At 63.2% G+C, this 25,609-nt stretch carries 31 protein-coding genes; 24 read left to right on the forward strand and 7 right to left on the reverse strand.

Going from position 1 to position 25,609, the window contains the following annotated elements:
• Nucleotides 1–364 precede the first annotated feature (364 nt).
• The 3 genes from AC01FP_RS10430 (at nucleotide 365) to ndk (ending at nucleotide 1,471) form a co-directional block, all read left to right on the forward strand.
• On the forward strand, nucleotides 365–589 hold the full coding sequence (locus AC01FP_RS10430; protein ID WP_474479990.1) for an AAA family ATPase: 225 nt from the start codon (nucleotides 365–367) through the stop codon (nucleotides 587–589).
• Between the two features lie 125 nt (nucleotides 590–714).
• Entirely contained in the window at nucleotides 715–1,155 is a 441-nt protein-coding gene (locus AC01FP_RS10435; protein ID WP_474480028.1) for a DUF4143 domain-containing protein, read from the forward strand.
• The gene (gene ndk / locus AC01FP_RS10440) at nucleotides 1,070–1,471 is read left to right on the forward strand and encodes a nucleoside-diphosphate kinase (protein WP_474480029.1); all 402 of its coding nucleotides are present in this window, start codon (nucleotides 1,070–1,072) and stop codon (nucleotides 1,469–1,471) included. The genes AC01FP_RS10435 and ndk overlap by 86 nt, the downstream gene beginning before the upstream one ends.
• On the opposite strand, the gene thiO is transcribed toward ndk, so the two are convergent.
• Genes thiO through AC01FP_RS10455 form a run of 3 tightly spaced genes read right to left on the reverse strand, consistent with a single transcriptional unit; the run spans nucleotide 1,472 to nucleotide 3,245 of the window.
• Entirely contained in the window at nucleotides 1,472–2,584 is a 1,113-nt protein-coding gene (gene thiO / locus AC01FP_RS10445) for a glycine oxidase ThiO (protein ID WP_474479991.1), read from the reverse strand.
• A complete protein-coding gene (locus tag AC01FP_RS10450; protein WP_474479992.1) occupies nucleotides 2,581–2,994 on the reverse strand; it encodes a type II toxin-antitoxin system VapC family toxin in 414 nt (137 codons plus the stop codon). Before AC01FP_RS10450 ends, thiO begins: the two co-directional genes overlap by 4 nt.
• Nucleotides 2,991–3,245: a type II toxin-antitoxin system Phd/YefM family antitoxin gene (locus AC01FP_RS10455; RefSeq protein WP_474479993.1), complete on the reverse strand. Its 255-nt coding sequence runs from the start codon at nucleotides 3,243–3,245 to the stop codon at nucleotides 2,991–2,993. The genes AC01FP_RS10450 and AC01FP_RS10455 overlap by 4 nt, the downstream gene beginning before the upstream one ends.
• A 116-nt stretch (nucleotides 3,246–3,361) precedes the next feature.
• On the opposite strand from AC01FP_RS10455, the gene gatB reads away from it, so the two are divergent.
• Nucleotides 3,362–4,870, forward strand: a complete 1,509-nt coding sequence (gatB, locus tag AC01FP_RS10460) for an Asp-tRNA(Asn)/Glu-tRNA(Gln) amidotransferase subunit GatB (protein WP_474479994.1) — start codon at nucleotides 3,362–3,364, stop codon at nucleotides 4,868–4,870.
• Here gatB and coaE read toward each other — a convergent pair.
• Nucleotides 4,860–5,447 (reverse strand): dephospho-CoA kinase, encoded by a 588-nt coding sequence (coaE, locus tag AC01FP_RS10465; protein ID WP_474479995.1) that lies wholly within the window; start codon nucleotides 5,445–5,447, stop codon nucleotides 4,860–4,862. The two genes, gatB and coaE, sit on opposite strands and share 11 nt — an antisense overlap.
• A gap of 56 nt (nucleotides 5,448–5,503) precedes the next feature.
• Here coaE and argJ point away from each other — a divergent pair, with 56 nt between their 5' ends.
• Both argJ and AC01FP_RS10475 read left to right on the forward strand, forming a co-directional pair.
• Complete coding sequence (gene argJ / locus AC01FP_RS10470) at nucleotides 5,504–6,706, forward strand: bifunctional glutamate N-acetyltransferase/amino-acid acetyltransferase ArgJ (protein WP_474479996.1); 1,203 nt, start codon at nucleotides 5,504–5,506, stop codon at nucleotides 6,704–6,706.
• A 50-nt stretch (nucleotides 6,707–6,756) separates the two neighbouring features.
• Nucleotides 6,757–6,933 carry a hypothetical protein gene (locus AC01FP_RS10475; protein WP_474479998.1) on the forward strand — a complete coding sequence of 59 codons (177 nt, stop codon included), beginning with the start codon at nucleotides 6,757–6,759 and terminating at the stop codon, nucleotides 6,931–6,933.
• A gap of 88 nt (nucleotides 6,934–7,021) precedes the next feature.
• On the opposite strand, the gene AC01FP_RS10480 is transcribed toward AC01FP_RS10475, so the two are convergent.
• Nucleotides 7,022–7,195, reverse strand: a complete 174-nt coding sequence (locus AC01FP_RS10480) for a hypothetical protein (RefSeq protein WP_474480000.1) — start codon at nucleotides 7,193–7,195, stop codon at nucleotides 7,022–7,024.
• 55 nt (nucleotides 7,196–7,250) lie between these two features.
• Between AC01FP_RS10480 and AC01FP_RS10485 the strand changes: the two genes are divergently transcribed.
• Genes AC01FP_RS10485 through AC01FP_RS10495 form a run of 3 tightly spaced genes read left to right on the forward strand, consistent with a single transcriptional unit; the run spans nucleotide 7,251 to nucleotide 9,513 of the window.
• Nucleotides 7,251–7,574 carry a hypothetical protein gene (locus AC01FP_RS10485; protein ID WP_474480002.1) on the forward strand — a complete coding sequence of 108 codons (324 nt, stop codon included), beginning with the start codon at nucleotides 7,251–7,253 and terminating at the stop codon, nucleotides 7,572–7,574.
• Entirely contained in the window at nucleotides 7,571–7,867 is a 297-nt protein-coding gene (locus AC01FP_RS10490) for a hypothetical protein (protein WP_474480004.1), read from the forward strand. The genes AC01FP_RS10485 and AC01FP_RS10490 overlap by 4 nt, the downstream gene beginning before the upstream one ends.
• A complete protein-coding gene (locus AC01FP_RS10495; RefSeq protein ID WP_474480031.1) occupies nucleotides 7,867–9,513 on the forward strand; it encodes an ABC1 kinase family protein in 1,647 nt (548 codons plus the stop codon). The genes AC01FP_RS10490 and AC01FP_RS10495 overlap by 1 nt, the downstream gene beginning before the upstream one ends.
• Before the next feature lie 18 nt (nucleotides 9,514–9,531).
• Here the strand turns inward: AC01FP_RS10495 and eno are convergent, their stop codons facing one another.
• Entirely contained in the window at nucleotides 9,532–10,827 is a 1,296-nt protein-coding gene (eno, locus tag AC01FP_RS10500; RefSeq protein ID WP_474480005.1) for a phosphopyruvate hydratase, read from the reverse strand.
• 141 nt (nucleotides 10,828–10,968) lie between these two features.
• Here eno and gloA point away from each other — a divergent pair, with 141 nt between their 5' ends.
• From gloA to rplL, 8 genes are all read left to right on the forward strand, one after another.
• Nucleotides 10,969–11,361, forward strand: coding sequence for a lactoylglutathione lyase (gene gloA, locus AC01FP_RS10505; protein ID WP_474480033.1), 393 nt, complete (start codon nucleotides 10,969–10,971; stop codon nucleotides 11,359–11,361).
• Between the two features lie 11 nt (nucleotides 11,362–11,372).
• Nucleotides 11,373–14,039 (forward strand): ATP-dependent Clp protease ATP-binding subunit, encoded by a 2,667-nt coding sequence (locus AC01FP_RS10510; protein ID WP_474480007.1) that lies wholly within the window; start codon nucleotides 11,373–11,375, stop codon nucleotides 14,037–14,039.
• A 47-nt stretch (nucleotides 14,040–14,086) separates the two neighbouring features.
• Nucleotides 14,087–14,347 (forward strand): preprotein translocase subunit SecE, encoded by a 261-nt coding sequence (gene secE / locus AC01FP_RS10515; RefSeq protein ID WP_474480008.1) that lies wholly within the window; start codon nucleotides 14,087–14,089, stop codon nucleotides 14,345–14,347.
• 128 nt (nucleotides 14,348–14,475) lie between these two features.
• Nucleotides 14,476–15,072 carry a transcription termination/antitermination protein NusG gene (nusG, locus tag AC01FP_RS10520; protein ID WP_474480035.1) on the forward strand — a complete coding sequence of 199 codons (597 nt, stop codon included), beginning with the start codon at nucleotides 14,476–14,478 and terminating at the stop codon, nucleotides 15,070–15,072.
• Nucleotides 15,073–15,176: 104 nt separating this feature from the next.
• On the forward strand, nucleotides 15,177–15,602 hold the full coding sequence (gene rplK, locus AC01FP_RS10525) for a 50S ribosomal protein L11 (RefSeq protein ID WP_474480009.1): 426 nt from the start codon (nucleotides 15,177–15,179) through the stop codon (nucleotides 15,600–15,602).
• Nucleotides 15,603–15,695: 93 nt separating this feature from the next.
• A complete protein-coding gene (gene rplA / locus AC01FP_RS10530) occupies nucleotides 15,696–16,403 on the forward strand; it encodes a 50S ribosomal protein L1 (protein WP_474480010.1) in 708 nt (235 codons plus the stop codon).
• Between the two features lie 239 nt (nucleotides 16,404–16,642).
• A complete protein-coding gene (gene rplJ / locus AC01FP_RS10535) occupies nucleotides 16,643–17,167 on the forward strand; it encodes a 50S ribosomal protein L10 (RefSeq protein ID WP_273330473.1) in 525 nt (174 codons plus the stop codon).
• A gap of 50 nt (nucleotides 17,168–17,217) precedes the next feature.
• Nucleotides 17,218–17,601 (forward strand): 50S ribosomal protein L7/L12, encoded by a 384-nt coding sequence (rplL, locus tag AC01FP_RS10540; RefSeq protein WP_474480013.1) that lies wholly within the window; start codon nucleotides 17,218–17,220, stop codon nucleotides 17,599–17,601.
• Between the two features lie 268 nt (nucleotides 17,602–17,869).
• Here rplL and AC01FP_RS10545 read toward each other — a convergent pair whose 3' ends face one another.
• Nucleotides 17,870–18,613, reverse strand: coding sequence for a DUF3747 domain-containing protein (locus tag AC01FP_RS10545; RefSeq protein WP_474480015.1), 744 nt, complete (start codon nucleotides 18,611–18,613; stop codon nucleotides 17,870–17,872).
• Nucleotides 18,614–18,670: 57 nt separating this feature from the next.
• Here AC01FP_RS10545 and AC01FP_RS10550 point away from each other — a divergent pair, with 57 nt between their 5' ends.
• The 7 genes from AC01FP_RS10550 to AC01FP_RS10580 form a co-directional block, all read left to right on the forward strand.
• Nucleotides 18,671–19,468: a ribonuclease H family protein gene (locus tag AC01FP_RS10550; RefSeq protein WP_474480017.1), complete on the forward strand. Its 798-nt coding sequence runs from the start codon at nucleotides 18,671–18,673 to the stop codon at nucleotides 19,466–19,468.
• Between the two features lie 10 nt (nucleotides 19,469–19,478).
• Nucleotides 19,479–20,663, forward strand: coding sequence for a quinone-dependent dihydroorotate dehydrogenase (locus AC01FP_RS10555; protein ID WP_474480019.1), 1,185 nt, complete (start codon nucleotides 19,479–19,481; stop codon nucleotides 20,661–20,663).
• 101 nt (nucleotides 20,664–20,764) lie between these two features.
• Nucleotides 20,765–21,580 carry a type IV pilus biogenesis protein PilM gene (gene pilM / locus AC01FP_RS10560; protein WP_474480021.1) on the forward strand — a complete coding sequence of 272 codons (816 nt, stop codon included), beginning with the start codon at nucleotides 20,765–20,767 and terminating at the stop codon, nucleotides 21,578–21,580.
• Nucleotides 21,577–22,308 (forward strand): PilN domain-containing protein, encoded by a 732-nt coding sequence (locus AC01FP_RS10565; protein WP_474480022.1) that lies wholly within the window; start codon nucleotides 21,577–21,579, stop codon nucleotides 22,306–22,308. Before pilM ends, AC01FP_RS10565 begins: the two co-directional genes overlap by 4 nt.
• A gap of 236 nt (nucleotides 22,309–22,544) precedes the next feature.
• Entirely contained in the window at nucleotides 22,545–23,039 is a 495-nt protein-coding gene (locus AC01FP_RS10570) for a hypothetical protein (protein WP_474480024.1), read from the forward strand.
• Entirely contained in the window at nucleotides 23,002–25,266 is a 2,265-nt protein-coding gene (locus AC01FP_RS10575) for a type II secretion system protein GspD (protein WP_474480037.1), read from the forward strand. The genes AC01FP_RS10570 and AC01FP_RS10575 overlap by 38 nt, the downstream gene beginning before the upstream one ends.
• Nucleotides 25,267–25,273: 7 nt before the next feature.
• On the forward strand, nucleotides 25,274–25,609 hold a 336-nt coding region (locus AC01FP_RS10580; RefSeq protein ID WP_474480026.1), incomplete at its 3' end, for a hypothetical protein.

Below are 25,609 nucleotides of genomic sequence, written 5' to 3' on the forward strand. Positions count from 1 at the left end.
TGAGGGTTCTGATGGTGCTCACCCAACCTGATGCTGATACCGACCGGGAGATCGCCGGGCACCTGCTGATCTCCATCCACACGTCAAGGAGTACGGCAAAAGCATTCGCCGCAAGTATCAAGTCAAGACCCGCCTGCAGCTGATCAGCACGCTGCTGGAGCTGAGGAGGGCGCTCTGGGCGCGGCGGGGTGCTGGTCGAGTTTGTGGTCTGCGCTCCTCGCTTGCCAACGGGCCCTGCAGCTCCTGCGCCAGCTCCACCAGGGCGATCAGGAGCTCCCGACTGTTGCAGCTCAGGCAGGCAAGGACGCTGCAGCTATCGGCTGCCCACTTGTCATTCAAGCAGTGAATGAAATTCATCCACTGCATGAATTCTCTTCCCCGTCTGGTCAGCGGCGCCCTCGCCGATCGGTTGGCGGTGATGTCGGCGGTGATCGTCACGGGTGCGCGGCAGATCGGTAAGAGCACCCTGGTCGAACAGCTCGTTCAAGGTGAAAGGCTCTACCGCACGCTCGACGACTTCGACGTGCTCGATGCCGCTAGGCGCGATCCAGAGGCGCTGGTGGGAGGAGCTCCTCGACACGCCCGATGAAGGATGGCGCGACCTGCAGGACCTCGCCACGATCAGCTCACTGCCTGATTTCCGCCGGCTGATGCAGGCGGCCTGCCTACGCCTGGGGCAGGTCCTCAACCAGACCGAGCTGGGGCGACACCGGCATCGCGCTGCACCTGGCCGGATCGGAACCGCAAGGTTCCCATCTCGAAAACCCGGTGCTGCAAGATCTGCTGGCGTGGCGCGACGCGCGCGTCGCCCGGGCGGAACCGGGGTACTGGCGCACGACCATCGGCGAGGAGGTGGATTTCGTGATCGAGGCGGCGAACTGCGCCCACCTGCGCACCTTCCGCGCTGAGTGCAGCAGCGTCGAATGGCTCACCCCCGATGTGCTGGCGGCCCCGTGCTTGCCAAGCGGCCCCCCCAGCACAGACGATGGCCCTAACACCTGGCACTTAATTCATGGCCGCCGAACGCTCCTTCATTGCCATCAAGCCCGACGGCGTTCAGCGGGGGCTGGTGGGGGAGATCCTCGGCCGCTTCGAGCGCAAGGGCTTCAAGCTGGTGGGCCTCAAGCAGCTCACCCCCAGCCGCGAATTAGCTGAAAGTCACTACGGCGTGCATAGCGAGCGCCCCTTCTTCGCCGGCCTGGTGGACTTCATCACCTCCGGCCCGGTGGTGGCGATGGTGTGGGAAGGCGATGGTGTCATCGCCAGCGCCCGCAAGCTCATTGGCGCCACCAAACCCCTCGAGGCCGAGCCCGGCACGATCCGCGGCGACCTGGCCGTCAACATCGGCCGCAACGTGATCCACGGCTCCGACGCCCCCGAAACCGCTGAATTCGAAATCGGCCTGTGGTTCCAGGCCTCCGAGCTGAGCGATTGGAGCCCCGCCGACCAGGTGTGGCGCGTCGAGGGCTGATCAGCTCCGTTCAAATCGCTGCCAGCTGAACTTATGCAGCTGGTTCTGCTCTGCGGTTGCCAGGTCGCCAAGGATCGCTCCCGCCACCAATTCAGCGGTGATCGCGGCCAGCAGTACGCCGTTGCGGTGGTGACCCGTCGCCAGCCACAGGCCGGGGATGGGGCTGGTGCCCAGCAGGGGAGCTTCGTCTGGGGTGTGGGGCCGAAAGCCCCACCAGCGCTCCATCGGCGGCCAGGCGCTCGCCTCCGGCAGCAGGCTGGCCACCCCCTCCTGCAGCTGGCGCTGGCCGGCGGGGGTGAGGCCCTCGCTGAAGCCGGCCTCGGCTTCGCTGGTGGCCCCCACCACCAGCAGGCCGTCTTGCCGCGGCACCAGGTAGGTGCCGGGTCCAAAAATCACCCGCCGCAATGCCTGCCGCGGCCCCTGCAGCGACAGCATCTGGCCCTTCACCGGAGTGATCGGCAGCTGGGGCAGTAGCTGGGAGCTCCAGGCACCGCAGGCCAGCACCGCCCGCTCGGCAGCGAGATGGTGCTCCTCCCCTTCGGCGCTGCGTAGACGCACCCCGCTGAGGGCGCCGCTCGGCTCGCAGACCAGCTCCAGCACCTGGCTGCCCTCCTGGAAGGTCACCCCCAGTTCCACGCAGGCCCGCTCCAGGGCGCGCATCAGCCGGCGGCGGTTGTCGATCTGACCGTCCTGTTCAAACAGCAGGCCCGCCTGCCAGCGCTCGCCGATGCCGGGAATCTCTTGCTCCAGGCCGCGGCGATCGAGGCGCTGGCCGAAGGCGGCGGTGGCATAGGCATCCCGCTCCGCCGAGGTGGCGAAGGGCACGACGATGCCGCAGGGCCGCAGACCGCAGCTCAGGCCGCTGTCGGCTTCGATCTGGGCCACCCAGGAGGGGATGAGCTGCAGGCTGGCCTGCCCCAGGGCGAGTAGGTCGCCGGCGAGCCCCTCGGCGTGGGGCGCCAACATGCCGGCCGCTACGAAGCCGGCGGCTTCGCTGCGGCGCCGACTCAGCACCCGTACTGCCTCGCCGCGGCGGGCGAGCTGGTGGGCCATGGCCAGGCCCATCAGGCCGCCCCCCAGCACCGTGATGGCTGGCCCCTTGGCTGCAGTCATGGCTGGGCAGGCGCCGCTGGCTCCAGCCCCAGCACCGTGTCCCCGCAGGAGCGCAGGGCAGCGTCAGCGGTAAGTAATAACAGTGGTTCCTGGCGACTTTGCACGAGCAGCAGCTGGTCGAACAGGTCGCTGGGGGCGGATCTGCTGTCGAGCTCTGCCAGGGCTAGCAGGTGCTCATTGCTCAGGGGTAGCCAGTGGAAGTGCTGACGGGTCACCTCCTGCTCCAGGCGAGCCAGGTCGAGCTGCACCCGGCCTTGGCGTTGCTTGAGGGCCAGTTCCCAGAGGCTCACCTGGCTCACGAACACCTCGGCCCCCGGCGCCTGCACGGCGGCGATGGCCCAGGCCGGCAGGCGCGGGTCGTCGGCTAGCCACCAGAGCAGCACCTGGGTATCGAGCAGTAGGCGTTTCATCGCAGCGGTGCGTCGAAGTTGGCGGCGATGGCAATGGCGTGGCGCATGGCGCCCGGTGCGTGGGCGGCGCTGGGGGTGGGTACCCAGGCGCTGAGGCGGGCTACCGGCTTGCCGGCTCTGGCGATCCAAATCTCCTCGCCCAGCTCCACCTGGAGCAGCAGGCGGGAGAGCTGGGTTTTGGCCTCATGCACATTCACCAGCTGGGGCCGGTTGCTTGGTGTTGGCTCGGTGGGGAATGGCGGGTAGGCCATGGCTGTAAAAACCTCTGGGCTTAGTTTTAGCTTAGCTAACCAGCGCAAATCCCTATCCGCCCCCCGAGCCCCCCTCTCCTTTCCCCATAGGATCGGCTCAGGCATTGATACAGGCCATGGCAGGCGCGGCAGTAGTACCAGCATCACCAGTTAAAACCCAGCAGGCCCCTTGGGAGGCGGTGATTGGCCTGGAGACCCATGTGCAGCTGGGCACCGCCAGCAAGATTTTCACCAGCGCCTCCACCGCCTTCGGCGACGCCCCCAACACCCATATCGACCCGGTGGTGTGTGGCCTGCCTGGCACCTTGCCAGTGCTGAATCAAAAGGTGCTCGAGTATGCAGTGAAGGCGGCCCTTGCCCTCAATTTGCATATTGCTGAGCACAGTAAGTTTGATCGCAAGCAATATTTTTATCCCGACCTGCCCAAGAATTATCAAATCTCCCAATTTGATGAGCCAATCGCTGAAGATGGCTGGATTGAAGTGGAAGTGGCCGAAAAAGGCAAAGAAACCTATTTGAAGCGCATTGGTATAGAACGGCTTCACATGGAAGAAGACGCCGGCAAATTAGTGCACGCCGGTAGTGATCGTCTAGATGGCTCCACCCACTCCCTGGTGGACTACAACCGCGCCGGAGTAGCCCTAGCTGAGATTGTCAGCAAACCGGATTTGCGCACCGGCCGCGAAGCGGCGGAATACGCCTCGGAGATTCGCCGGATCATGCGTTATCTGGGCGTGAGTGACGGCAACATGCAGGAGGGTTCCTTGCGTTGCGATGTGAATATCTCGGTGCGGCGCGGCCCCGATGCCCCCTTCGGCACCAAGGTGGAGATCAAGAACATGAACTCCTTCTCGGCTATTCAGAAGGCGATTGATTACGAGATTCAGCGCCAAATCAAGGCCTATGAAGCCGGTGAGCCGGTGCGGCAGGAAACCCGCCTTTGGGACGAGTCCAAGCAGCTCACTAAGAGCATGCGTAGTAAGGAGGGCGCCAGCGACTACCGTTACTTCCCCGATCCCGACCTTGGCCCCATCGAGGTTAGTGTCGCCCAGCGGGAGGGCTGGCGCGCCGAGCTGCCCGAGTTGCCCGCGGCTAAGCGGCACCGCTACGCCGAGCAGCTGGGTCTGTCGATCTACGACGCCCGAGTGCTCACCGATGAGCGCTCGATGGCCGAATACTTCGAGGCCGCGGTAGCGGCCGGCGCCGACGCCAAGGGCATCGCCAACTGGGTCACTGGCGATATTGCCGCCTATGTAAATGCCAACAGGCTGGCTATCGCCGAGTTGCCCCTCAAGCCCGAGCAGCTAGCTGAGTTGGTGCAGCTAATTGAGGGCGGCATCATCAGCGGCAAGATCGCTAAAGAGATCTTGCCCGAGTTGCTTGAGCAGGGCGGTTCTGCCAAGGCGATCGTGGCGGAGCGTGGCCTTGGCATGATCAGTGACCCTGCCGCGATTACGGCGATTGTGGAGGAGCTGCTGGCGGCCCACCCCGAGGAGGTGGCAGCCTTCCGCGGCGGTAAGAACAAACTGCAGGGCTTCTTTGTGGGTCAGCTGATGAAGCAAACCGGCGGCAAGGCCGACCCCAAGCTCGCCAACCAGATCCTGATTCAGAAGCTCAACGGCTGAGCGCCTGCTCCACTTGGGCGGCCAGCTGGTCGGGACCGCCCCGGTTGTTGAGCACCACATCGGCCAGCCCCCGTTTGCGCGCCAGCGGCCACTGGGCGGCGATCCGGGCGCGGGCATCGGCCTCGCCCAGGCCATCTCGGGCCATCAAGCGCTGCAGCTGCTGCGTCTCGTCGCAGTCCACCAGCCATACCTCGCTGCAGAGGGTCTCCAGGCTCGCCTCAAATAGCAGCGGCACCACCAGCACCACTAGCGGCTCCGCCCCCAGCTCCTGCAGCTCGGCTGCGAAGCGCGTACGCACCAGCGGATGGACTAGCTGCTCCAGCCAGAGCCGCTCGGCCCCATCGCCAAACACGATCCGCCCCAGGGCGGCGCGATCGATCTCCCCGCCGGGCGCCCGGACCCCAGCCCCGTAGCGCTCCAGCACCGCACTGGCACCCGGGCTCCCGGGCGCCAGTGCTTCGCGGGCGTACACATCCGCATCCAGCAGCGGCAGGCCCCGCGCCGCCAGTAGCCGGCCCACGCTGCTCTTGCCGCTGGCGATGCCGCCGGTGAGGCCAATGCGGCGTGCAGCAACCATGGCTTGAGAAGGGGCGTGGCGCTAATCCATGCTCAGGTTCGCAGCAGCTGCAGCCCGTGACCCACCCCTGGCACCCGATCCCTGGCGGCATCACGGCCCCCCGTGGCTTTCTGGCCGCCGCTGTCACCGCGGGCCTGAAGGCCTCCGGCAACCCCGACCTCTCCCTGCTGCTGGCGCCCGAGGGCGCCGTGGGCGCCGGCACCTTCACCACCTCGGTGGTGCGGGCCGCCTGCGTGGACCTCTGCGCCGAGCGCCTGGCGGCCTCCGGCGGTCAGGCCCGGGCGGTGCTCACCAATTCCGGCCAGGCCAATGCCTGCACCGGTGATCGGGGCCTGATCGATAGCTTGCGGGCCACCAAGGCCGTCGCCGATCGGTTGGGCCTAGCGTCAGAAGAGGTGCTGATCTGCTCCACCGGTGTGATCGGCGTGCCTATTCCGATGGACACCTTGCTGGCGGGCCTTGATCCCTTGGTGGTGGCCCTCAGCCCCGAGGGTGGCGCCGCGGCAGCCACTGCCATCCTCACCACCGATCTGGTGGCTAAGCAGATCGCCCTGGAGGCGGATCTGGGCGGCCGCAGCGTGCGCATTGGCGGCATGGCCAAGGGCTCGGGAATGATTCACCCGAATATGGCCACGATGCTGGGCTACCTCAGCTGCGACGCGGGCGTTCCTGCCGAGGCGTGGCAGGCGATGGTGCGGCGGGCGGTGGATCGCTCCTTCAATGCGATCACGGTGGACGGCGACACCAGCACCAATGACACGTTCCTGGCCTTTGCAGCCGGGGAGCTCCTAGGCCACGAGCACTTCGAAGCTCTGGAGGCCGGCCTGACGGCGGTGTCGCAACACCTGGCCAAGGCGATCGCCCGCGATGGCGAGGGCGCCACCTGCCTGATCGAGGTGCAGGCCCAGGGAGCCGCCGATGACGCCGGCGCTCGCGCCATTGCCCGCACCGTGTGCGGCTCGTCGCTGGTGAAATGCGCCGTCCATGGCCGCGATCCCAACTGGGGCCGGATCGTGGCCGCCGCCGGCCGGGCCGGCGTGCCATTCGATCCCGAGGCGGTGGCCCTGTGGCTGGGCGAGCACCAGCTGATGGCCGCTGGCCAGCCCCTGGCCTTCGATCGCGCCGCCGCCAGCACCTATCTGCAGAGCGACACAGTAATAATTCGCCTGGTGGTGGGCGATGGCCCCGGCACAGGTGTGGCCTGGGGCTGCGACCTTTCGGCTCAATATGTCCGCATTAACGCCGATTACACGACCTAAGTGGGAATTCCTACAGTGACTAAAGGCCTTGGTCAAGGAGAGCAGCAGCGATGAGCAACCCCCTTTGGATGCTTGTGCCCTGGGCGGTTTTTGCCATCGCGGCAGGGATCAAGTTTTGGCGCTTGACCAGCCTGTTCCGCAGGCACCTAATTGGCGCCCCGTCCAGCACCGAGCAGTTCAGGAGCTCCCTTGAGCGAGCCTGGGCGAAGGATCAGCAGGCCGTCTGACAGAGGGCTGCGCCTGTCGTTACGAATTGTGATATTCTTGGATTTGGTCATCGAGCGGTCCTGGACGGGTCCGCTTTTTTATTGGCTTTTATTTGCTAATCGCTTTCCAAATCCACCAAACAACCAGGCCAAGCAGTGCCCAAGGCAGCAGCGCCCGGAACACAACCGCCACTAGCAAAACCACCAGTAGCGAAACTGCGGTGCGCTTGGTCATGGCTTTGGCTTCGTCACTCATGAAGCGCCAGCGTGGAATCAGGGCCATTTGCTTTTAGGGAAGAACTCTCCCAGCAAAGCCCCTCCTCCTAGATTTGGCAGCTATGGCTCCAGCCGCTTTGGCTCCAGCAACTCCGCCGTCCCATTCCCGTCCGGGCTGGCAGGTTCCACTGTTAGTTGGTGTTTGCTTTGGTATTGGCTATGGATTTACTCAGCGACTGCTGTCCCTCCAGTTGATTCCCCAGGTGCGCCTGGATCAGCGCTTTGAGGTGCGGCCCTTCCCGGGCACTTCGCTGGAAAGCCTGCGGCTGCGGTTTGGCGCTGAGGACCAAGAGATTCGCGGCGACGCTGACCCTTTGCCGCTCGAGCCTCCGGATCTGCCTGGCGCTGATCTGCCACAGTCCACACCTGCTGCTGGGCCCCAATGAGTGCGCCGCAATCGCTATTGCAAGCTGCCCTTCAGCGCCTGGGGGCCCGTGTGGGCAGTGGCCTTATTGATGTCGCCGCCAACCTGGCATTGTTTGCCCAGGGCGCGCCGGAGCGGCTGCGGCAGGAGTTTCAGCTTTTCTGGGACGAGGTGGAAGCAGAGGCTGCCCGGATCGAAAGGGACGATGAGCCGGAGGTAGCTATCACGGCGCCGTCTGTTGATGTCCAGGATCAGATCGATGCCCTGCGCGCCCAGGTGGCTGCCATGGCCCGTCGATTGGACCAGGCTTCGTGATCCTGTTGCGGCCGCTGCGCATTTGGTGGTTGGCCCTGGCCCTGCTGCTGGGCCTGTGGTGGGATGGTCAGGCCTGGAGTTATTTGGGCGGCGTCACCCCTGAGCGGCAGCAGCGCCGCCAGCGCCGCCGGGCCCGCTGGCTCACTAAGGAGTTCTTGGGGCTTGGCTCAGCCTTCATCAAGCTGGGACAGCTGTTGTCGGCCCGCCCCGATGTGCTGCCAGCCGACCTTGTCGAGGAGTTGGCCACCCTGCAGGACAAGGTGCCCGCCTTCCCCTTTGCCGTGGTGCAAGACCTGCTGGAGCAGGAGTTGGGCGAGCGCTGCGCCGAGATCATTGACCTGGAGAGCGAGCCGCTCGGTTCGGCCAGCTTGGCGCAGGTGCACCGCGCCAGCCTGCGCAGCGGCCGTCAGGTGGTGCTCAAGGTGCAGCGTCCTGGCCTGGAGCGCACCTTCCGCCTCGACCTTGAGGTGATGCAACAAGTTGCGGCGGCGGTGCAGCGCCATCCCCGTTGGGGTCGGGGCCGCGACTGGATCGGCATTGCCCAGGAGTGCCGGCGGGTGTTGCTCAGAGAGCTCGACTTCCGGCTGGAGGCCGAGCACGCGGCCCGCTTCCGCCAGCAGTTTCTCGACGATCCCGGCATCCGCATTCCGGCCGTGGTCTGGGAATTGAGTACCCGCCGGGTGCTCTGCCTCGACTACGTGCCCGGCATCAAGATCACCGATCGCCAGGCCTTGCTAGAAGCTGGAATCGTGCCCGCCGCCGTTGCTGAAAAGGGCGCCGCCAGCTACCTGCAGCAGCTAGTGCGCTTCGGTTTTTTCCACGCCGATCCCCACCCCGGCAACCTGGCCGTTGCCGCCGATGGGGCGCTCATCTACTACGACTTCGGCATGATGGGCCAGCTCTCCAGCCGCCTGCGGGGCCGGTTGGGCAGCATGGTGCGGGCAGCAGCTGGCCGAGATGCGGCCGGCCTAGTGATAGAGCTGCAGCAGGCTGGCGTGATTGCCCCCGGCGTCGATCTAGGTCCGGTGCGCCGCCTGGTGCGGGTGATGCTGGACGAGGCGCTGACGCCACCATTCTCTGCCGATGTGCTGGAGCGGCTGTCGGGCGATCTATATGACCTCGTTTACGGCCAGCCCTTTAGGTTGCCCCCGGAACTGATCTTTGTGATGCGTGCCCTCTCCACCTTCGAGGGGGTCGGCCGCAGCCTCGATAGCGGCTTTAGCTTGATAGCGATTGCCCGCCCCTACTTACTTCCACTGATGACTTCAAGCGGCGGCGGTAGTGCCAACGATCTGTTCAACGAAATTTCGCGCCAGGCTGCTGAGGTGGGCAGCCGCGCCCTCGGTATCCCCAAACGACTAGACGACAGCCTGGCCCGCATCGAGCAGGGTGATCTGCAGGTGCAAATTCGTGCCGGTGAAACTGATCGCCTGCTGCGGCGCCTGGCCCTGGCCCAGCAGGCTGCTGGGCAGTCGATGCTGCTAGCAGGTTTGGCCGTTGCAGCTGCCCTGCTAGCGGCCAGCGCCCGGCCTGTTTTGGTGATCATTCCCCTTGTGGCCAGTCTGCCCGTGGGGCTGAGCTGGTTCAAACTTCAGGGCCGGCTAAAGCGCGATGGCCGGATTGATCAACTGCCCACTTCTCGCTGAGCAAAGAGAGGGCTGACCTCACACCTTGCCCCGGGGCCCCCGGTCTTCGGCACCGGCGTAGATGGCCTGACTACCGAGCTCGTCTTCGATGCGTAGTAGCTGGTTGTACTTAGCCACCCGATCGGAGCGGCTGAGGGAGCCGGTCTTGATCTGTCCGGCGCGGGTGGCTACGGCGAGGTCGGCAATGGTGGTGTCTTCGGTTTCGCCAGAGCGGTGGCTGATCACGCTCGTGTAGCCGGCTCGGCCGGCTAGATCGATGGCCTGCAGGGTTTCGGTGAGTGAGCCGATTTGGTTCACCTTGATCAGGATCGAGTTGGCCACGCCCAGATCGATGCCCCGCTGTAGGCGGGTGGTGTTGGTCACAAACAGGTCGTCACCCACCAGCTGCACCGTTTTGCCGAGGCGCTCGGTGAGCAGGGCCCAGCCCTCCCAGTCGTCTTCGGCGAGGCCATCTTCGATCGAAACGATCGGGAAGCGGCTGGCCAGCTGGGCCAGCTGGTCCACCATCTCGGCGCTGCTGTAGCTGCCGCCGCCGAAGTTGTAGCGGCCGTCCTTGTAAAACTCAGTGCTGGCCACATCGAGGGCCAAGGAGATTTGGTCGCCGGGGCGGTAGCCGGCCTTTTCGATCGCCTGGATCAGCAGCTCGCCTGCGGCGTCATTGCTAGCCAGGTCGGGAGCGAAGCCGCCTTCGTCGCCAACGGCGGTGGAGAGGCCCTGGCTGCTCAGCAAACCTTTGAGCGTATGGAACACCTCGGCCCCCATGCGCAGGGATTCGCGGAAGCTGCTGGCGCCATGGGGCACCAACATAAATTCCTGGAAATCCATGTTGTTGGAGGCGTGGGCGCCGCCGTTGATCACGTTCATCAGCGGCACCGGCAGCAGGTTGGCCAGCGGGCCGCCCAGATAGCGGTAGAGGGGCAGGCCGACGCCGTTGGCTGCTGCCCGGGCGGTGGCCAGGCTTACGGCCAGCACGGCGTTGGCACCAAGGCTGGATTTGTTGTCACTGCCATCGAGTTCGGCCATGGCGCCGTCCACGGCGATCTGGTCGAGGGCGCTGAGGCCGCAAAGGGTCGGGGCGATGCGCTCTTCGATGTTGTTGACGGCTTGGCTGACCCCTTTGCCGAAGTAGCGGCTGCCGCCATCGCGCAGCTCATGGGCTTCGTGGGCGCCGGTGCTGGCACCGCTAGGCACAATTGCTCTGCCGCTGGCGCCGCCCTCCAGCAGCACCTCGGCCTCCACCGTGGGCGTGCCGCGGGAATCGAGAACTTCCCGTGCCACCACGGTGTCAATAACAAGGTCGAGGGAATCGATCACGTTGACGTGCCATTGGCGCTCTCTGTTGAGATCCTATGGGTCACCCCCACCGCCCCTTTTGTGCCGATGGGTACCGCCCTTGGAGTTGCTCGCCACAATGGAAGTCGTTGTGCCCAGGTTGCTGCCTGGCCTGATCTGCTGATGCGCATGCTGCACACCATGCTCCGGGTTGGCGATCTGGAGCGCTCCCTCACCTTTTATACGGAGGTGCTGGGGATGCGGCTGCTGCGCCGCAAGGACTACCCCTCCGGCCGCTTCACCCTCGCCTTTGTGGGTTACGGCGAGGAGCAGGACAGCACCGTGCTGGAGCTAACTCATAACTGGGACACCAGTCAATACGACCTGGGTGCGGGCTATGGCCACATCGCCCTAGGGGTGGAGGACATCCAGTCGGTTTGCGATGCAATCCGCTCTAAGGGCGGCAAGGTGGTGCGCGACCCCGGGCCGATGAAGCACGGCAACACGGTGATCGCCTTTGTGGAAGATCCTGATGGCTACAAGGTGGAACTGATCCAGCTCTCCTCCCGCGGCTGACCGCCAAGCCCATGCCCCCAAGCCTCACCAGCGAACCAGATCGCTTCAGCGAAGACGCCTGGGAGCTGCTCTTGGCCTCCCAGGACACGGCCCGCCGCTGGCGCCATGGCTCCATGGATGTGGAGCACCTGCTGCAGACCTTGCTGCTGGAGCGGCGCTTCGGGCGCTGGCTGGATCCCCTACCGCTTGAGCCCGATCGCCTGCTCGATCAGCTCGAGAGCTTCTGCGCCGACCAGCCCGGCAGCGCCGGCGCTGAGCTGTATATCGGTGATGCCCTCGAGGATCTGCTAGAGGCTGGAGACCGCTGCCGGGCAGCCTGGGGCGATCCTCTTTTAGACGTATCCCACCTGCTGGTGGCATTGGTGCGCGATCCCCGGATCGGGGCGCCATTGCTGGTTGCTGAGGGTCTCAGCGAAGACCTGCTGCAACGCCAGTTTCGGCCTGGTGCCCCCAGCGGCGGAGTCCCTCCAGCTCCCGCAACCCCACCGGTTCCTGCTCCAGTGGCGGCAGCCCCACTGGAGCAGGAACCGCCCGAGCCCAGCGCCCTGGAACGCTACGGCCGCGACCTCACCGCAGCGGCCCGGGCCGGCGAGCTCGACCCGGTGATTGGCCGCGACCTGGAGATGCGCCGCCTGATCCAGGTGCTCTCCCGCCGCAGCAAGAACAACCCCGTGCTGATCGGTGAGCCCGGCGTCGGCAAAACCGCCGTGGCCGAGCTGCTGGCCCAGCGCATCGTGGCCGGTGAGGTGCCCGACTCGCTGCAGGGTCTGCGGCTGGTGGCCTTAGATTTGGGCGCCCTGATCGCTGGGGCCAAGTTTCGCGGCCAGTTTGAGGAGCGCCTGCGGGCCGTGCTCAAGGAGGTGCGCGACGCCGATGCCGTGCCTGGGGCCGCCGGGGTGGTGCTGTTTATCGACGAGCTGCACACGGTTGTGAGCGGTGATCGCTCCAACGCTGACGCCGCCAGCGTGCTCAAGCCAGCCCTGGCCCAGGGCTACCTGCGCTGCATCGGCGCCACCACCGCCGAGGACTACCGCCGCAGCATCGAGAAGGATCCGGGCCTGGACCGCCGCTTCCAGCAGGTGCTGATCAAGGAGCCAGGCCTCGACACCAGTGTGGAAATTCTGCGGGGCCTTAAGGAGCGCTACGAGTTGCACCACGGCGTGGCCATCACCGACCAGGCTTTGGTGGCGGCAACCCGCTTGGCCGACCGCTACATCACCGATCGTTGCCTGCCCGATTCGGCCATTGATCTGGTCGATGAGGCTGCCGCCCAGTTGCGCATGGAAGTCACCTCCAAGCCCCAGCTGGTGGAAGCAGCCGAGGCCGAGCTGCGCCGGGTGGAGCTGGCCCTGCTCTCGGCTGAGGCGGCGCCGCTGGAGGAGCGGCTGCAGTGGCAGGAGCAGCGCCGCGGCGCCACGGAGGCCCTGCAGGCACTTCAGCAGCGCTGGCAGGCGGAGCGGGAGCGGCTGGCGGAGCTGCGGGAGCTGTTGCAGCAAGACGAAGACCTGCGCCACGCCATCACCGAGGCCGAGCGGCAAGGTGACTATGAGGAAGCAGCCCGGTTGCAGCACGACCAGCTCTATGGCTTGCAGCAGCGTCGCGAAACCCTGGAGGCCGAACTGAAGGGGGAGACGATCCTGCGCGAACAGGTGGAGGAGGGCGACATCGCCGATGTGGTGGCCCGCTGGACCGGCATTCCGGTGCAGCGCCTGCTGGCGGGGGAGCGCCAGAAATTGCTGGAGCTGGAGCAACTCCTGGGCGAGCGGGTGGTGGGCCAGCTCGAGGCGGTGGCGGCGGTGGCCGCGGCGATCCGCCGCGCCCGGGCCGGGATGCAGTCGCCAACGCGGCCGGTGGGTTCGTTTCTATTTCTGGGCCCCACCGGCGTGGGCAAAACCGAGCTGGCTAAGGCTCTGGCGGCGGCGCTGTTCGACGAGGACGACGCCCTGGTGCGCCTCGACATGAGCGAATTCATGGAGCGCAACGCCGTGGCCCGGCTGGTGGGGGCACCCCCTGGCTATGTGGGCTACGAGGAGGGCGGCCAGCTCACCGAAGCGGTGCGGCGCCGGCCCTATGCCGTGCTGTTGCTAGATGAGGTGGAGAAGGCTCACCCGGAGGTGTTCAACCTGCTGCTGCAGGTGCTCGACGACGGCCGCCTCACCGATTCCCAGGGCCGCACTGTGGACTTCCGCCACACGGTGGTGATCATGACCAGCAACCTGGCCAGCCGCGCCATCCTCGACAGCGCCCGGGCGGCACGGGAGGCGGGGGTGGAGCCAGACCAGCAGGGCTGGCTCGATCAGCAGACCTGGCTCGACCAGCAAATAGACCAGGCACTAGCCAGCCAATTTCGGCCGGAATTCCTTAACCGCATTGACGAGGTGATCCGCTTCCGCCCCCTTGGCCCGGCGGACCTGCAGCGCATCGTGCGTCTGCAGCTGGCCGAGCTGGCCCGGCTGCTGGCCGAGCAGCACCTGGAGCTGGAGGTGCCGGAGCCGGTGGTGCAGGCCCTGGCGGAGCAGGGCTACGAGCCCGAATACGGCGCCCGGCCCCTGCGGCGGGTGCTGCGGCGCCAGCTGGAAAACCCCTTGGCCACCGAGCTGTTGGCGGAGCGCTTCAGCGGCGCTCGGGGCGTGCGCGTTGAGCCGGGCAATCCCTTGACCTTTGTGCCCCTCGGCTAGGGTGTTCGTTTGCCGGTACGCGCGGACGCCCCCGTGCGCGAGCGCCAGTGGACCAAACCCCCCCAACTACCGACCCCCAAGAGGCAGAACCCAGCCCCGATCAGTCCATTTCGCCTGTCGCAGCCTCGGCGGTGCCTGAGGGTTTTGCTGCCGCCACCCTGGCGGAACTACGCAAGGTCGTTTGGCCCAGCCGTCAGCAGCTGTTCAGTGAATCGGTGGCAGTGATCTTGATGGTGAGTCTCTCGGCGGCAGCGATTGCTGCGATAGATCGCTTTTATGGCTGGGGGGCCACCCAGGTGTTCCGTTGAGCCGATCCGAAGTTGATCCCCCGCCCGTTGATCCCGTTTCTTCCCTGAGCCCCGTGTCTGAGCCCCTGACCGACAGCCCCATCGAAGCCCCTGCGCCTGCGGCCCAAGCAACTGCGCCTGCGCCCCACGTGCTGGAAGCGCCGACGCCAGTTGAGAAGATGCAGGTGGCCCGCTGGTACGCCGTGCAGGTGGCCTCCAGCTGCGAGAAGAAGGTGAAAGCCACCCTGGAGCAGCGGGCCGTCACCTTGGGCGTCGACAACCGGATCCTCGAAATCGAGATCCCCCAGACCCCGGGGATGAAGGTGAAGAAGGATGGCTCGCGCCAGAGCACCGAGGAAAAGGTGTTTCCCGGCTACGTTTTGGTGCGAATGGTGCTCGACGAAGACACCATGATGGCAGTGCGCAGTACCCCCAACGTGATCAATTTCGTGGGGGCAGAGGAGCGGCGCGCAGCATCCAAGGCCCGCGGCCACATCAAGCCTCGTCCGCTTAGCCGCACGGAAGTCGACCGCATCTTTAAGCGAGCCGCTGAAAAGAAGGCAGTCGTCAAGGTGGATCTCGCCGAAGGCGATCAGATTCTGGTCACGGCTGGTCCTTTCAAGGACTTCCAGGGCGAGGTGATCGAGGTTTCCGGCGAGCGCAACAAGCTCAAGGCCCTGCTTTCGATCTTTGGCCGGGAAACCCCGGTGGAGCTCGAATTTTCCCAGATCAGCAAGCAGAGCTAGGCCTTGGCCTCGCTCCGCGGCCGTCTCCCTGCGGAGGGCGGCCGTTTCAGTTCACATCCCCGGCGATGGGGGTGATCCGCAGATTCGCCCCGTAGCCTTAGACGATGGCCAAGAAAGTCGTTGCCGTTATCAAGCTGGCCCTCCAGGCCGGCAAAGCCAACCCCGCGCCGCCGGTGGGCCCTGCCCTCGGTCAGCACGGCGTCAATATCATGGCGTTCTGCAAGGAGTACAACGCTCGGACGCAGGAGAAGGCTGGATATGTGATTCCTGTTGAGATTTCGGTCTATGAAGACCGCAGTTTCACCTTCATCACCAAAACCCCTCCCGCTTCCGTGCTGATCTCCAAGGCAGCCGGTATCGAGAAGGGTGCTCCCACCTCCGCCAAGGGTTCGGTGGGTGCCATCAGCCGCGCCCAGCTCGAGGAGATCGCCAAGACCAAGCTGCCCGACCTCAACTGCACCAGCGTTGAATCGGCCATGCGCATCATCGAAGGCACCGCCCGCAACATGGGCGTCGCCGTTAACGATTAATTCCACCCCTCCATCCGGGGGAGATCCAGGCAGCCTTGATCAGTTCATCTGCTCAACAGCCACGCCCTGAATCGCCCGTACCCCATTCCCACCATGCCGAAAATCTCCAAGCGCTTCTCTGCGCTCAGTGCCAAGGTCGAAGACCGCAGCTACAGCCCCCTAGAGGCCATTGAGCTGGTTCAGACCAACGCCAACGCCAAATTCGACGAAACCCTAGAGGCCCATGTGCGCCTCGGAATCGACCCCAAGTACACCGACCAGCAGCTGCGCACCACTGTGGCCCTGCCCCATGGCACGGGCCAGGCGATCCGCATCGCCGTGATCGCCCGCGGTGAAGCCGTGGCCGCCGCCAAGGCTGCCGGCGCCGACCTAGCTGGCGACGACGATCTGGTGGATCAGATCGCCAAAGGCGAGATGAACTTCGACCTGCTGATCGCCACCCCGGACATGATGCCCAAGGTGGCCAAGCTGGGCCGGGTGCTCGGTCCCCGCGGCCTGATGCCCAACCCCAAGGCAGGCACCGTCACCACCGATCTGGCTGGCGCCATCAACGAGTTCAAGGCCGGCAAACTTGAGTTCCGCGCCGACCGCTCCGGCATCGTGCACGTGCGCTTTGGCAAGGCCAGCTTCACTGCCGCCAATCTGCTCGACAACCTCAAGGCCCTGCAGGAAACCATCGATCGCAACAGGCCCAGCGGCGCCAAAGGCCGCTACTGGAGGAGCCTCTATGTGACCTCCACCATGGGCCCTTCGGTGCAAGTCGACTTCTCGGCTCTGCAGGACATCAAGCAAGACGCTTGAGTTTCGTGATGTAGGGTGAGCCTCTGGCTTTGTCCAGAAGGGCACGCGCCCTACCCCAGACAGCAGGTGGATTTCGGTCCGTAAGTCCTGCCGAGGTGATCGCGACAGGTTTGGCACCAGGAAGGATTCGTCCGGACGGGTTGTGGAACGTACAGCGGCCTCGTGTTGACCTTCCCATTGGGAAAAGTCAGCGTCCCGGGCCGCGTTCCCGGCTTGTTCCCCTGATCCGTTCCTTTCTTATGGGCCGCACGCTGGAGAGCAAGCAACAGATCGTCGATGAGCTCAAGGGGCTACTCGGCGAGGCCGAAATGGCGCTGGTCCTTGATTTCAAGGGCCTGTCCATCAAGGAGATGTCTGATCTGCGGATCCGTCTGCAGGCCAGCAAAGGCGTGTGCAAGGTGACTAAAAACACCTTGATGCGCCGCGCTATTGATGGAAATACCGCCTGGGCGAATCTCGATTCTCTGCTCACCGGCTCCAACGCTTTCGTCCTGGTAAAGGGCGATGTGGGTGGTGCGGTGAAGGCCGTGCAGTCCTTCCAGAAGGACACGAAGAAGTCTGAGGTGAAGGGTGGCCTTTTCGAAGGCAAACTCCTCTCCGAAAAAGACATCAAGGCCATCGGAGATCTGCCCTCCAAGGAGGTGCTCATGGCCCAGATCGCAGGTGCGATCAACGCCGTGGCTACCAAGCTGGCCGTGGGTATCAACGAGGTTCCGTCCGGTCTTGCCCGGGCGCTCAAACAGCACGCCGAAGGCGACAGCTGAGCTCCCCCGATCCGACTGTTCACAAACAGATCTGTTGCTGATTCTCAACCATGTCCGCTACAACCGACCAAATTCTCGAGTCACTGAAGACTCTTTCTCTGCTTGAGGCTTCCGAGCTCGTCAAGCAGATCGAAGAGGCTTTTGGTGTATCCGCCGCCGCTTCCGCCGGCGTCATGATGGCCGCAGCTCCCGCTGCTGCTGCTGAAGCCGTCGAGGAGCAGACCGAATTCGACGTCATGCTCGACAGCTTCGACGCCGCATCCAAGATCAAGGTTCTTAAGGCCGTCCGCGAAGTCACCGGCCTCGGCCTGGGCGAAGCTAAGGCCCTGGTGGAAAGCGCTCCCTGCGCTATCAAGGAAGGCATCGCCAAAGGCGAAGCTGAAACCATCAAAAAAGTTGTGGAAGAGGTTGGCGGCAAGGTGTCGATCAAGTGATCGCTGGGGTCCTTCGGGGCTCTACCACCTGCTTGTCAACGTCATTCGTTGCCACCAGACCGGCCCCTTCCAGGGCCGGTTTTTTAATGGGAAATACCCAACAAAAAAGCCCCGCCAAAGGCAGGGCTCTTAGTTGGAACGATTCCAGGAGTCTTTCCTTGTTTCGACCCCGGAAGAGCGTTCCCACTCCTCACACCCCAGAAACTTAATGGCAGGCTTTGGCAGCAGCTAGGTGGACTGGGACTCTCCGGTAACTGGCACCCGGGCTTCAATCGCGGAAGGGGATCACCGGTAATTGGATTGGACCCTGACCCATCCCCTGGGCGAGCAGGCTGGGAGGGGATACGGGCGGTCGCTGGCTGGTGATCGCGCCCCGATTCCAGGGGGCGGTTTGTGCGTTAGCGCTCGCCATGGCCAGCAGCTGGGGCAGGGGTGCGGCGTTGGCGAAGTAAACGTGACTTAGGGCCTGCACTCCAAAGGTGCGCCGTTGCAGGTCCCAGCCGGGCTCGAGTTTTAGGGCCACGAACCCATCCCGATCTCGCAGGGGCACCTGGGCGCGGGCAACCACCAAGGTGGTGGAGTCGCTGGGGGTGCTGGCCTGCAGTTGCAGTTCGTTGCCGCTCTGGCGCAGCTGCAGCCGGTAGGAACTGGCCAGATCCTGGTCGCCGACGCGCAGGGAGTAGCCGTTGCTGTCGAGGTAGCGGCTGCAAATGCCCGTGAAATTGAAGCGGTTGAGGGCCGGATCGATCAGGCCGTCGGGGCGCTCTTTCCAGCAGCGGGGTTGGGGCTTGATCTGCTCAAGCACCAGCAGGTTCCAGTCGCTGCGTCCCAGGGGCCGTGCCAGCACAGCGAAGCTGCTGGCATCGAGGGGCCGGCTATTGAATAGGCCTGCGGCCTTCGCCCAGGGGGTGAGGGCGGCCAGGGCCGCACCTGCCAGCAGGGCGTTCCGCCAGGGACGGTAGGTTCGGAGTTCTGCCTGGTTCCTGGTCAGGCCCGGTTTGGCTGGGTCCATGGCGGTGCGCAAGCGGCGAGCTGATGGGTTCTTTAGCGAATTTTCGGAGGTTGTCCAGTGGCGGCTAAGCCGGTGAAAGTGGTGGCTGCGGCCTGTGATGGTGCCTGCAGTGGCAACCCGGGCCCAGGCGGCTGGGGAGCCTTGCTGCGCTTCGAGGATGGCTCGGTGCATGAGATGGGCGGCGCCGATCGGGCCACCACCAACAACCGCATGGAGCTCACCGCAGCCCTGGCCCTGCTGGAGGCCATCAAGGAGCTGCCCCGCCCGGCCCAGCTCAGCATCCGCACCGACAGCCGCTATCTGATCGACGGTTTTAGTAAGTGGATCCAGGGCTGGAAGCGCAAGGGCTGGCGCACGGCCTCCGGCGGAGTTGTGCTCAATCGGGATCTATGGGAGCAGCTGGACCAGGCCCGGCTCGAGGGGGTGTCGCTGGTGCATGTCAAGGGTCACAGCGGCGACCCAGACAACGACCGCTGCGATGCGATCGCTGTGGCCTTTGCTAAGGGGCGGATGCCGGCCATGGCGGCCGGCGAGGTGATTGCCACCGCCCGGATCGAAGCGGACGTTCCTGCCGATGTGCCCAGCGCTAAAAATTCTGCCCCTAGCCGAGAGATTGCCGACCCGGCGCCGGCGCCCCTGCAGCAGCTGCTCAGCCGCTGTGAGCTGGCCGATCGCTTCGCAGGCCAGGGCTACGGCCTCAGCCTGGTGGAGCTGGCCCAGCTGGTGGAGCAGCCCCTGCAGCAACTGGAGCGCCGCAGTGGGCCCTGGCGCTGGCGCGACTGGCAGGTGCTGCCCCTGGAGGGAGGGCGCTGGCGTTTGCAACGGGACGAGGGAGGATTGGAGGCGCGGGAGTAGGCGGCGGCTGATGGTGGATTCAGGCTCATCGAGCAGAGTTGGCACCAGCACGGGGGCCTTGTATGAGCGGCTGGTGGGGCCGCTGCTGAGCCGGGATGACGGCGCCGACGCCGAGCAGCTCAGCCAGCTGACTCTCACGGCCCTGGCTCAGGCCTCTTTGCGGCGCCAGTGGCCCTTGGTGAGTGGCGCCCTGGCGGGCCTGGCGGCCGAGTTGCAACGCCCCGATCCACGGCTGGAGCAAACCCTGTTTGGCTGCCGCTTCGCTAACCCGGTGGGCCTGGCGGCCGGATTTGACAAAAACGGTGTGGCTGCGGCTATCTGGCATCTGTTTGGGTTTGGCTATGCCGAGCTGGGCACGGTCACCTGGCATGGCCAGCCGGGCAATCCCAAGCCGCGGCTATTTCGGCTAGCGGCCGAGGGTGCGGCGCTTAACCGCATGGGCTTCAACAACGGCGGCGCCCAGGTGTTGCTCCGCACCCTGGAGCGCCAGCAGCTGCCGGCAGCGGGCCAGCGCCCAGCCGTGCTGGGTATCAACTTGGGCAAATCCAAGATCACCTCCCTGGAGCTGGCCCCAGACGACTACGCCTCCTCCCTGGAGCTGCTCGCCCCCCTGGCCGACTACGCCGTGATCAATGTGAGCTCGCCCAATACGCCGGGCCTGCGGGAGCTGCAGGAGGAAACCCTGCTGCGGCGTTTAGTGGAGCGGCTGCGGCGCTTGCCGGCCTGCCCGCCGCTGCTGGTGAAGATCGCGCCAGATCTGGAAGACGATGCCATTGATGCGATCGCCCGCATGGCCTACGAGGAGGGCCTGGCCGGCGTGATCGCTGTGAATACCAGCCTGCACCGCCTTGGTCTGGAGCAGCGGCGCCTGGTGCAGACGGGCCGCACCCTGGCCGAGGAGGCCGGCGGCCTCAGCGGAGCGCCGCTACGGGGCCGGGCCCTCGAGGTGCTGCGCCGGCTGCGGGCCACGGCGGGCCCGGCCCTACCCCTGATTGGCGTGGGCGGGATCGATTCGGCGGAGACAGCCTGGGAGCGGATCACCGCAGGCGCCTCGCTCGTGCAGCTCTATACGGGCTGGATCTACGGCGGGCCGGCCTTGGTGCCCCAAATTCTTGAAGGCTTGGCGTGTCAGCTGGATCGCCATGGCCTGAGCCATATCGGCGCAGCCGTGGGTTCAGGACTGGTCTGGCGCTGAAAGTTCGGTACGTTTCTTAAAAAAGGACCTACGTTTTGGTATTGGCGGGACTCCAAAACACCTGGCGCCCCCTCCGTGCCCAGCTCTTTCCCAAGCTGGTGATGCTTGATCTGTCTGAGCAGTTGGTTACTGCTCAGACAGTGAAGCGGGGTGAGCCCCTTGAGCAGATTTGGACGGCGCCAATTCCGGCTCTGACCTGCCGCGATGGGGTGCCGCAACTCAAGGATGCGGTGGGGGATTTTCTGGGCGACCTGCTGCTGGAGTACGGGGTGCTGGACGCCCAGTTGGTGGTTTCCCTGCCCCGGCAGGCGTCCCATTGGCGGGTGGTGGATTGGCCGGCCGGCCGAGAGCCGGGGGATTGCGTCGACGAGCTGCGCGCGCTGAATCCGGATCTGGGCTGGCCGTTTTCGCTGGAGCAGGCCTATCTGGATGTGCAGCCTCTGCCGGGGCTTGCCGCTAGCTCGATGGTGATCGCAGCAGAGCGATCGGTTGTGGACGCCTGGGTGGAGGTGTTTGCGATTGCTGGCGGTACCCTGCAGCACCTGCTGCCCTCGCAGCTGTGCTTGATGTGGGGCCTCCGCGACGAGTTGGCGGCCACCGCCGCTGACAGCTTGTTGGCGCTGTTGCAGCCGCTGGATCAGCAGACCAATCTGATTGTCTGGAACCAGGGAGTGCCCGAGTTTGAGCGGTTGCTGCCTGGGCCGATGGTTGATTTGATTCCGGCCCTGCAACAGAGCCTGGATTTTTATCGAAACCTGAAAGCTCCCCAGGCGCCGGTGAGGTTGCTGCTCGCTGCACCGCTGGAGGAGCAGGTGTCATTGGAGCAGGCGCTGGGGTTGGAGGTAGAGGTGGTTAATCTTGCTGGATTTGGTTCCCTTTGCTTGCAGGGCCTGGCCACCTTGGAGCTAGTCCAGTGACTTTGACGCCGATCACTACCCAATTAGATCTGCTGCGTGAAAAACGCCAGGAACTGAACCTGCCGGATCCCGTCCAGCTCGCCGCACAGGGGCGTCAACGGCTGGTGCAGGGAGTGGCGATCGGTACTGCGCTGATCGGGATCTCGCTGGGGGCGGTTGTGCTGGTGTTTCTGCGTGCCCTGATGGTGAGCGCTGAGGTGGATCGTCTCGGCACGATGGAGGCGGAGGTCCAGTTGTTTGAAACCCAGCTCGCGGCTACCCAGGACAAACTCAAGAGGGTGCAGAAAGCAAATGCGGATTTGGTCAAGGGGTTGATTGCGGTGCGCTCTGGATCGGCGCTGATGCGCGATCTGCAGCTGCGGGTGCCGGCAGGTGTTCAACTCACCGCTGCTACTCAAGAGGGGAAGGGCTATCGGCTCAAGGGTGTGTCTCGAGATCCCCAGGCCTTTGCCCGTATCAATGCACTTCAGCTGCAGTTGAAGCGCTCCCCATTGGTTGATCCCAATGCCGTCACTCTGGTCAAAGCGGCTCGGGCTGCTGCTGAGGCCAATGCGTCTTCACCACCAGCCAACGCTGCAGCGTTGGGGCTTGCTCCGGTTGGCTTTGAGCTTCTGGTTAACTTTCGGCCGCCGATCAGTCCGTTAGCAGAGAAACATATTCTCACCCAGCTCGGAGCTGAGGGCCTAGTGCGCCGCCTAAATCTGCTTCAACGGGAGGGCCTGCTCTGATGACAAATCTTCAGGGTGGGGCTGATCGCCATGCCGCCAGATTGCAGCAGCGGTTGCTATTGGTACTGCCGATCGGCGTGGGGGCTGTGCTGGCTGTTTTGGTGCTGGGGGCCGGTGTGGTTCCCCAGTGGCTGAAGTTGCAGGCAGACAGTGAGCGGCTGGCACAGCTTGAGGAGATCAAGGCCCGCATCCCCCTGCTGCGGGCCCAGATCGCTACAGCGGCAGAAACCCAAGGCGTGGCTGAACGCAAGCAGCTCCAGGTGCTGCAACTGATCCAAGGCAGCGGCGAGTTGGTTACATTTTTGGCCCAGCTGGATCGTGAGGCGAGCCGCCAGGGGGTTCAGCTTGATTTGTATGAGCCGATGGCAGCGCTTGCTCCTGTGACTGCAGCAGCAGCGAAGAAGGGCGAACAGGCACCACTTTCGCCGGCCTCTCCTTTAGAAGCCGCTGGTCTGAAGGCTCAGAAGTTGTTGCTAACTGCTCGGGGCAGCTATCCCAGTCTGCTGGCATTTTTGCGGGCTACTGAGAAGTTGAATTTGCTTGTGGAACAGACTGATCTTTCTTTAACTGCGCTAGAGCCCCCCAAGGCTGCAGCTCAGGCTAGCTCTACTGCAGTCAATGCCACTTCTGCAGCAGCACCTGTAGCAGCGAAAACCGAGCTGAAGCTAATTCTAACTTACTATCAAGGTATTGATGAAGAACTGGCTAAGCCAAATCCTAAAAAGCCATAACTTGCCTCCAATTTCTGGTTTTCAGCAATATTTTCGGTATGATTTGCCCAGAGTAGCTTTGGTGCAGTTGGCAAGCCCGCTCCGGTCTCGATTGGCATCGATTGCCCTGGCCGGTGTGCTTCCGGTAATTGCCTTGGTCGAGGCTACGTCTCAAGCTGCGCCTCGAATTGGGGCGGGCGGCGGTGCCAGCAGCGCTCCAACTAGCCAGTCTGTTGCATCAACTGGCTCCATGCAGCTGCAGGTGCGACGACTTGCCAATTCTGTTGAGTTTGTGGTTATGGGTGCGGGTCCGGGCCCCCAGTTGCAGCAATCCTTTAGCGCCAACGGCTGGCAGGGCCAGCTCACCACCACCTCCCCCACCGGAATGCGTTCTGGCGCCCAACGGCTATCCCTGCCGGAGCTGGGATTCCAATCGGTCAGCTTGGATGGCTCGGGATCCAGCTACAGCCTGTCGATCACCCCGATGCCGGGGGTCTCAATGGCGCGTCCGGTGGTGAGTGCCGATGGGGTCAATCTGATCCTTACCTTCCCGACGTCACCCCAGGCGTCTCTGCAGACCAACCGCTTCAACCTGAATCAGCCCGGTGCGGTGCCCTTACCAACCTATGTGCCGCCGCTCCAGCCCCGGGCAGTGGCGCCGCCGCTGGGGGATATGGCTGTGGGCACGATGACCCTGCGTAATCCCAGCTACGTCAATGTAAGTGGTCCTACCGTAACGATGACGTTAAAGAATGCAGCAGCTAAAGATGCCTTGATGGCATTAGCTCAATTTGGTGGTTATGGTTTTGTTTTTGTTGAAGACTTCGCAGCTCAGAGTGGGGCCAATCCTAATCCTTCCCCCCCAGTGCCGCGGACTATTTCCATCTCGTTTCGCGGTGAGAGTTATTCTAGGGCGTTAAATTCTACATTGCTTGCCGCAGGCCTCCAAGGCAAGAAAGAGGGTAATATGATATTTGCAGGCCCCAATGTTTTGGCCAAGGGTTTTGGTGCGCAAATTTCTAAGGTATATCGACTAAACCAAGTCGGCCCGAATGCGGCGGCTGATTACTTGGCCAATCTAGGCGCTTCTATTACTAAGACTAATACGATTACGACTTCTGTGACCCAGGGTGGTGATCAAAATCAGCCTAGTGGTGCCCCAAACTCGGCAACCACGGAGTCAAGCTCCATAACTACAGTTGAGGCTTATGGTGCTTCGACTGGCCCGTTGATCGGATTAAGAGCTACAACCGATACGCGCCTCGGCACGATAACTTTGGTTGGTGATCCGAATGTCGTAATTGTAGCCGAACAATATTTGAGGCAACTTGATTTGCGCCAAAGACAAGTTGCGCTTAGTGTGAGAATCCTTGATGTTGGCCTGAATAATGATAACCAAATCGCCAATAGCTTTGCTTTCAAAAGTGGGAACACTTTTATTCTGAATGATAATGGTGCTCTGTCAGCCACCTTTGGATCTTCAACTCTTACGGCTACCCCAGGCATTCGAAATCCAGGAGCTGCATATCCAGATCAAAGTTTTATCGACAGCTTAAGAGCAGTGATTTTGTCAAGCTCTACCAAAGTTCTAGCAAGCCCAACTTTAATTCTGAGTGAAAATCCAGAGCAGATTCAAAAAGATACGTCGGTTAATGATGATTTTAAATTCGTACTTACTTCGGGTTTCTCTGGGCCGATTGGACGTTTGTACGCCAATGAATCGTTTGTAACTGTTGGTGAGCAGGTTGTAACAAGTTTCACCACCCAACCCAATGCTACTGGGGCTCCGCCAACTTGCATCCCAGTATTCTCGAATGCTGGATTAACCTTTGGTGCCAGGATTAATCGAATCGATGACAATGGATTTGTTTCTTTTTCATTGTCACCAGAGATATCTGCTGTTACTGGTGTGCCACTTAGTGTTGGAAGCTGCGGGTCAATACGAGTAGTCAATCGGCGTCGATTGGACACTGGCAGTCTTCGCGTAAGGGACGGTCAAACTCTCCTTTTGACGGGTGTGATCAGCGATGATGTGCAGGCTACGGTTTCTAAATGGCCTATTTTAGGGGATATTCCTTTGGTTGGTCAGTTTTTTAGGTCTTCAGGGACAAATCGGAAGAAGTCTGAACTTGTTATTATGGTTACACCTCGGATTGTCAATGATGCCGAAGGTGGTCAGTTTGGATATGGATATCAACCTTCAGCTGCCGAAGCCCGTCAGTTCATGGGAGCTCCAGTAGCTCAGTAATTTTGAAATGTGGAGCCTTGAATTCTTGAATGATTGCTCAGGTCAGGATGATTCTTCTGATTTGCTGAGCAATTCGCTGTCTATTGCTGAGCTTGAGCAACAGGTTGCTCAAGCTCAAGCTCAGCTTGAAGAGCATCAGCGCATACTTAATGATTTACCAGCTATTTACGAAGGGAAGTTTCGCCAGAAATTGCACACAGTGGCTCAGGATATTCGCCAATTGCTTGATGAGCGCAAGGCTTTGCGAGACCTTGTTGCTAAGGCATTGGTTCAAGCTCGTCATAACCCCTTATTGCCGGCTAGTGACAAGGTGAATACGGACGCCAGCGCAAAAAAATTTTTT

It is taken from the genome of Cyanobium sp. NIVA-CYA 375 (assembly GCF_056108345.1).

Excerpts from the sequence above, each read along its gene's own strand:
- AC01FP_RS10430 (WP_474479990.1), top strand. The coding sequence starts at position 365 with ATGAATTCTCTTCCCCGTCTGGTCAGCGGCGCCCTCGCCGATCGGTTG.
- rplL (WP_474480013.1), top strand. The coding sequence starts at position 17,218 with ATGTCCGCTACAACCGACCAAATTCTCGAGTCACTGAAGACTCTTTCT.
- AC01FP_RS10480 (WP_474480000.1), bottom strand. The coding sequence starts at position 7,195 with ATGGCCCTGATTCCACGCTGGCGCTTCATGAGTGACGAAGCCAAAGCC.
- AC01FP_RS10510 (WP_474480007.1), top strand. The coding sequence starts at position 11,373 with ATGCCCCCAAGCCTCACCAGCGAACCAGATCGCTTCAGCGAAGACGCC.
- AC01FP_RS10545 (WP_474480015.1), bottom strand. The coding sequence starts at position 18,613 with ATGGACCCAGCCAAACCGGGCCTGACCAGGAACCAGGCAGAACTCCGA.
- AC01FP_RS10450 (WP_474479992.1), bottom strand. The coding sequence starts at position 2,994 with ATGAAACGCCTACTGCTCGATACCCAGGTGCTGCTCTGGTGGCTAGCC.
- AC01FP_RS10475 (WP_474479998.1), top strand. The coding sequence starts at position 6,757 with ATGAGCAACCCCCTTTGGATGCTTGTGCCCTGGGCGGTTTTTGCCATC.
- rplJ (WP_273330473.1), top strand. The coding sequence starts at position 16,643 with ATGGGCCGCACGCTGGAGAGCAAGCAACAGATCGTCGATGAGCTCAAG.
- AC01FP_RS10575 (WP_474480037.1), top strand. The coding sequence starts at position 23,002 with ATGAAGAACTGGCTAAGCCAAATCCTAAAAAGCCATAACTTGCCTCCA.
- AC01FP_RS10490 (WP_474480004.1), top strand. The coding sequence starts at position 7,571 with ATGAGTGCGCCGCAATCGCTATTGCAAGCTGCCCTTCAGCGCCTGGGG.
- rplA (WP_474480010.1), top strand. The coding sequence starts at position 15,696 with ATGCCGAAAATCTCCAAGCGCTTCTCTGCGCTCAGTGCCAAGGTCGAA.
- AC01FP_RS10485 (WP_474480002.1), top strand. The coding sequence starts at position 7,251 with ATGGCTCCAGCCGCTTTGGCTCCAGCAACTCCGCCGTCCCATTCCCGT.
- thiO (WP_474479991.1), bottom strand. The coding sequence starts at position 2,584 with ATGACTGCAGCCAAGGGGCCAGCCATCACGGTGCTGGGGGGCGGCCTG.
- AC01FP_RS10455 (WP_474479993.1), bottom strand. The coding sequence starts at position 3,245 with ATGGCCTACCCGCCATTCCCCACCGAGCCAACACCAAGCAACCGGCCC.
- rplK (WP_474480009.1), top strand. The coding sequence starts at position 15,177 with ATGGCCAAGAAAGTCGTTGCCGTTATCAAGCTGGCCCTCCAGGCCGGC.
- coaE (WP_474479995.1), bottom strand. The coding sequence starts at position 5,447 with ATGGTTGCTGCACGCCGCATTGGCCTCACCGGCGGCATCGCCAGCGGC.
- gatB (WP_474479994.1), top strand. The coding sequence starts at position 3,362 with ATGGCAGGCGCGGCAGTAGTACCAGCATCACCAGTTAAAACCCAGCAG.
- AC01FP_RS10555 (WP_474480019.1), top strand. The coding sequence starts at position 19,479 with ATGGTGGATTCAGGCTCATCGAGCAGAGTTGGCACCAGCACGGGGGCC.
- pilM (WP_474480021.1), top strand. The coding sequence starts at position 20,765 with ATGCTTGATCTGTCTGAGCAGTTGGTTACTGCTCAGACAGTGAAGCGG.
- gloA (WP_474480033.1), top strand. The coding sequence starts at position 10,969 with ATGCGCATGCTGCACACCATGCTCCGGGTTGGCGATCTGGAGCGCTCC.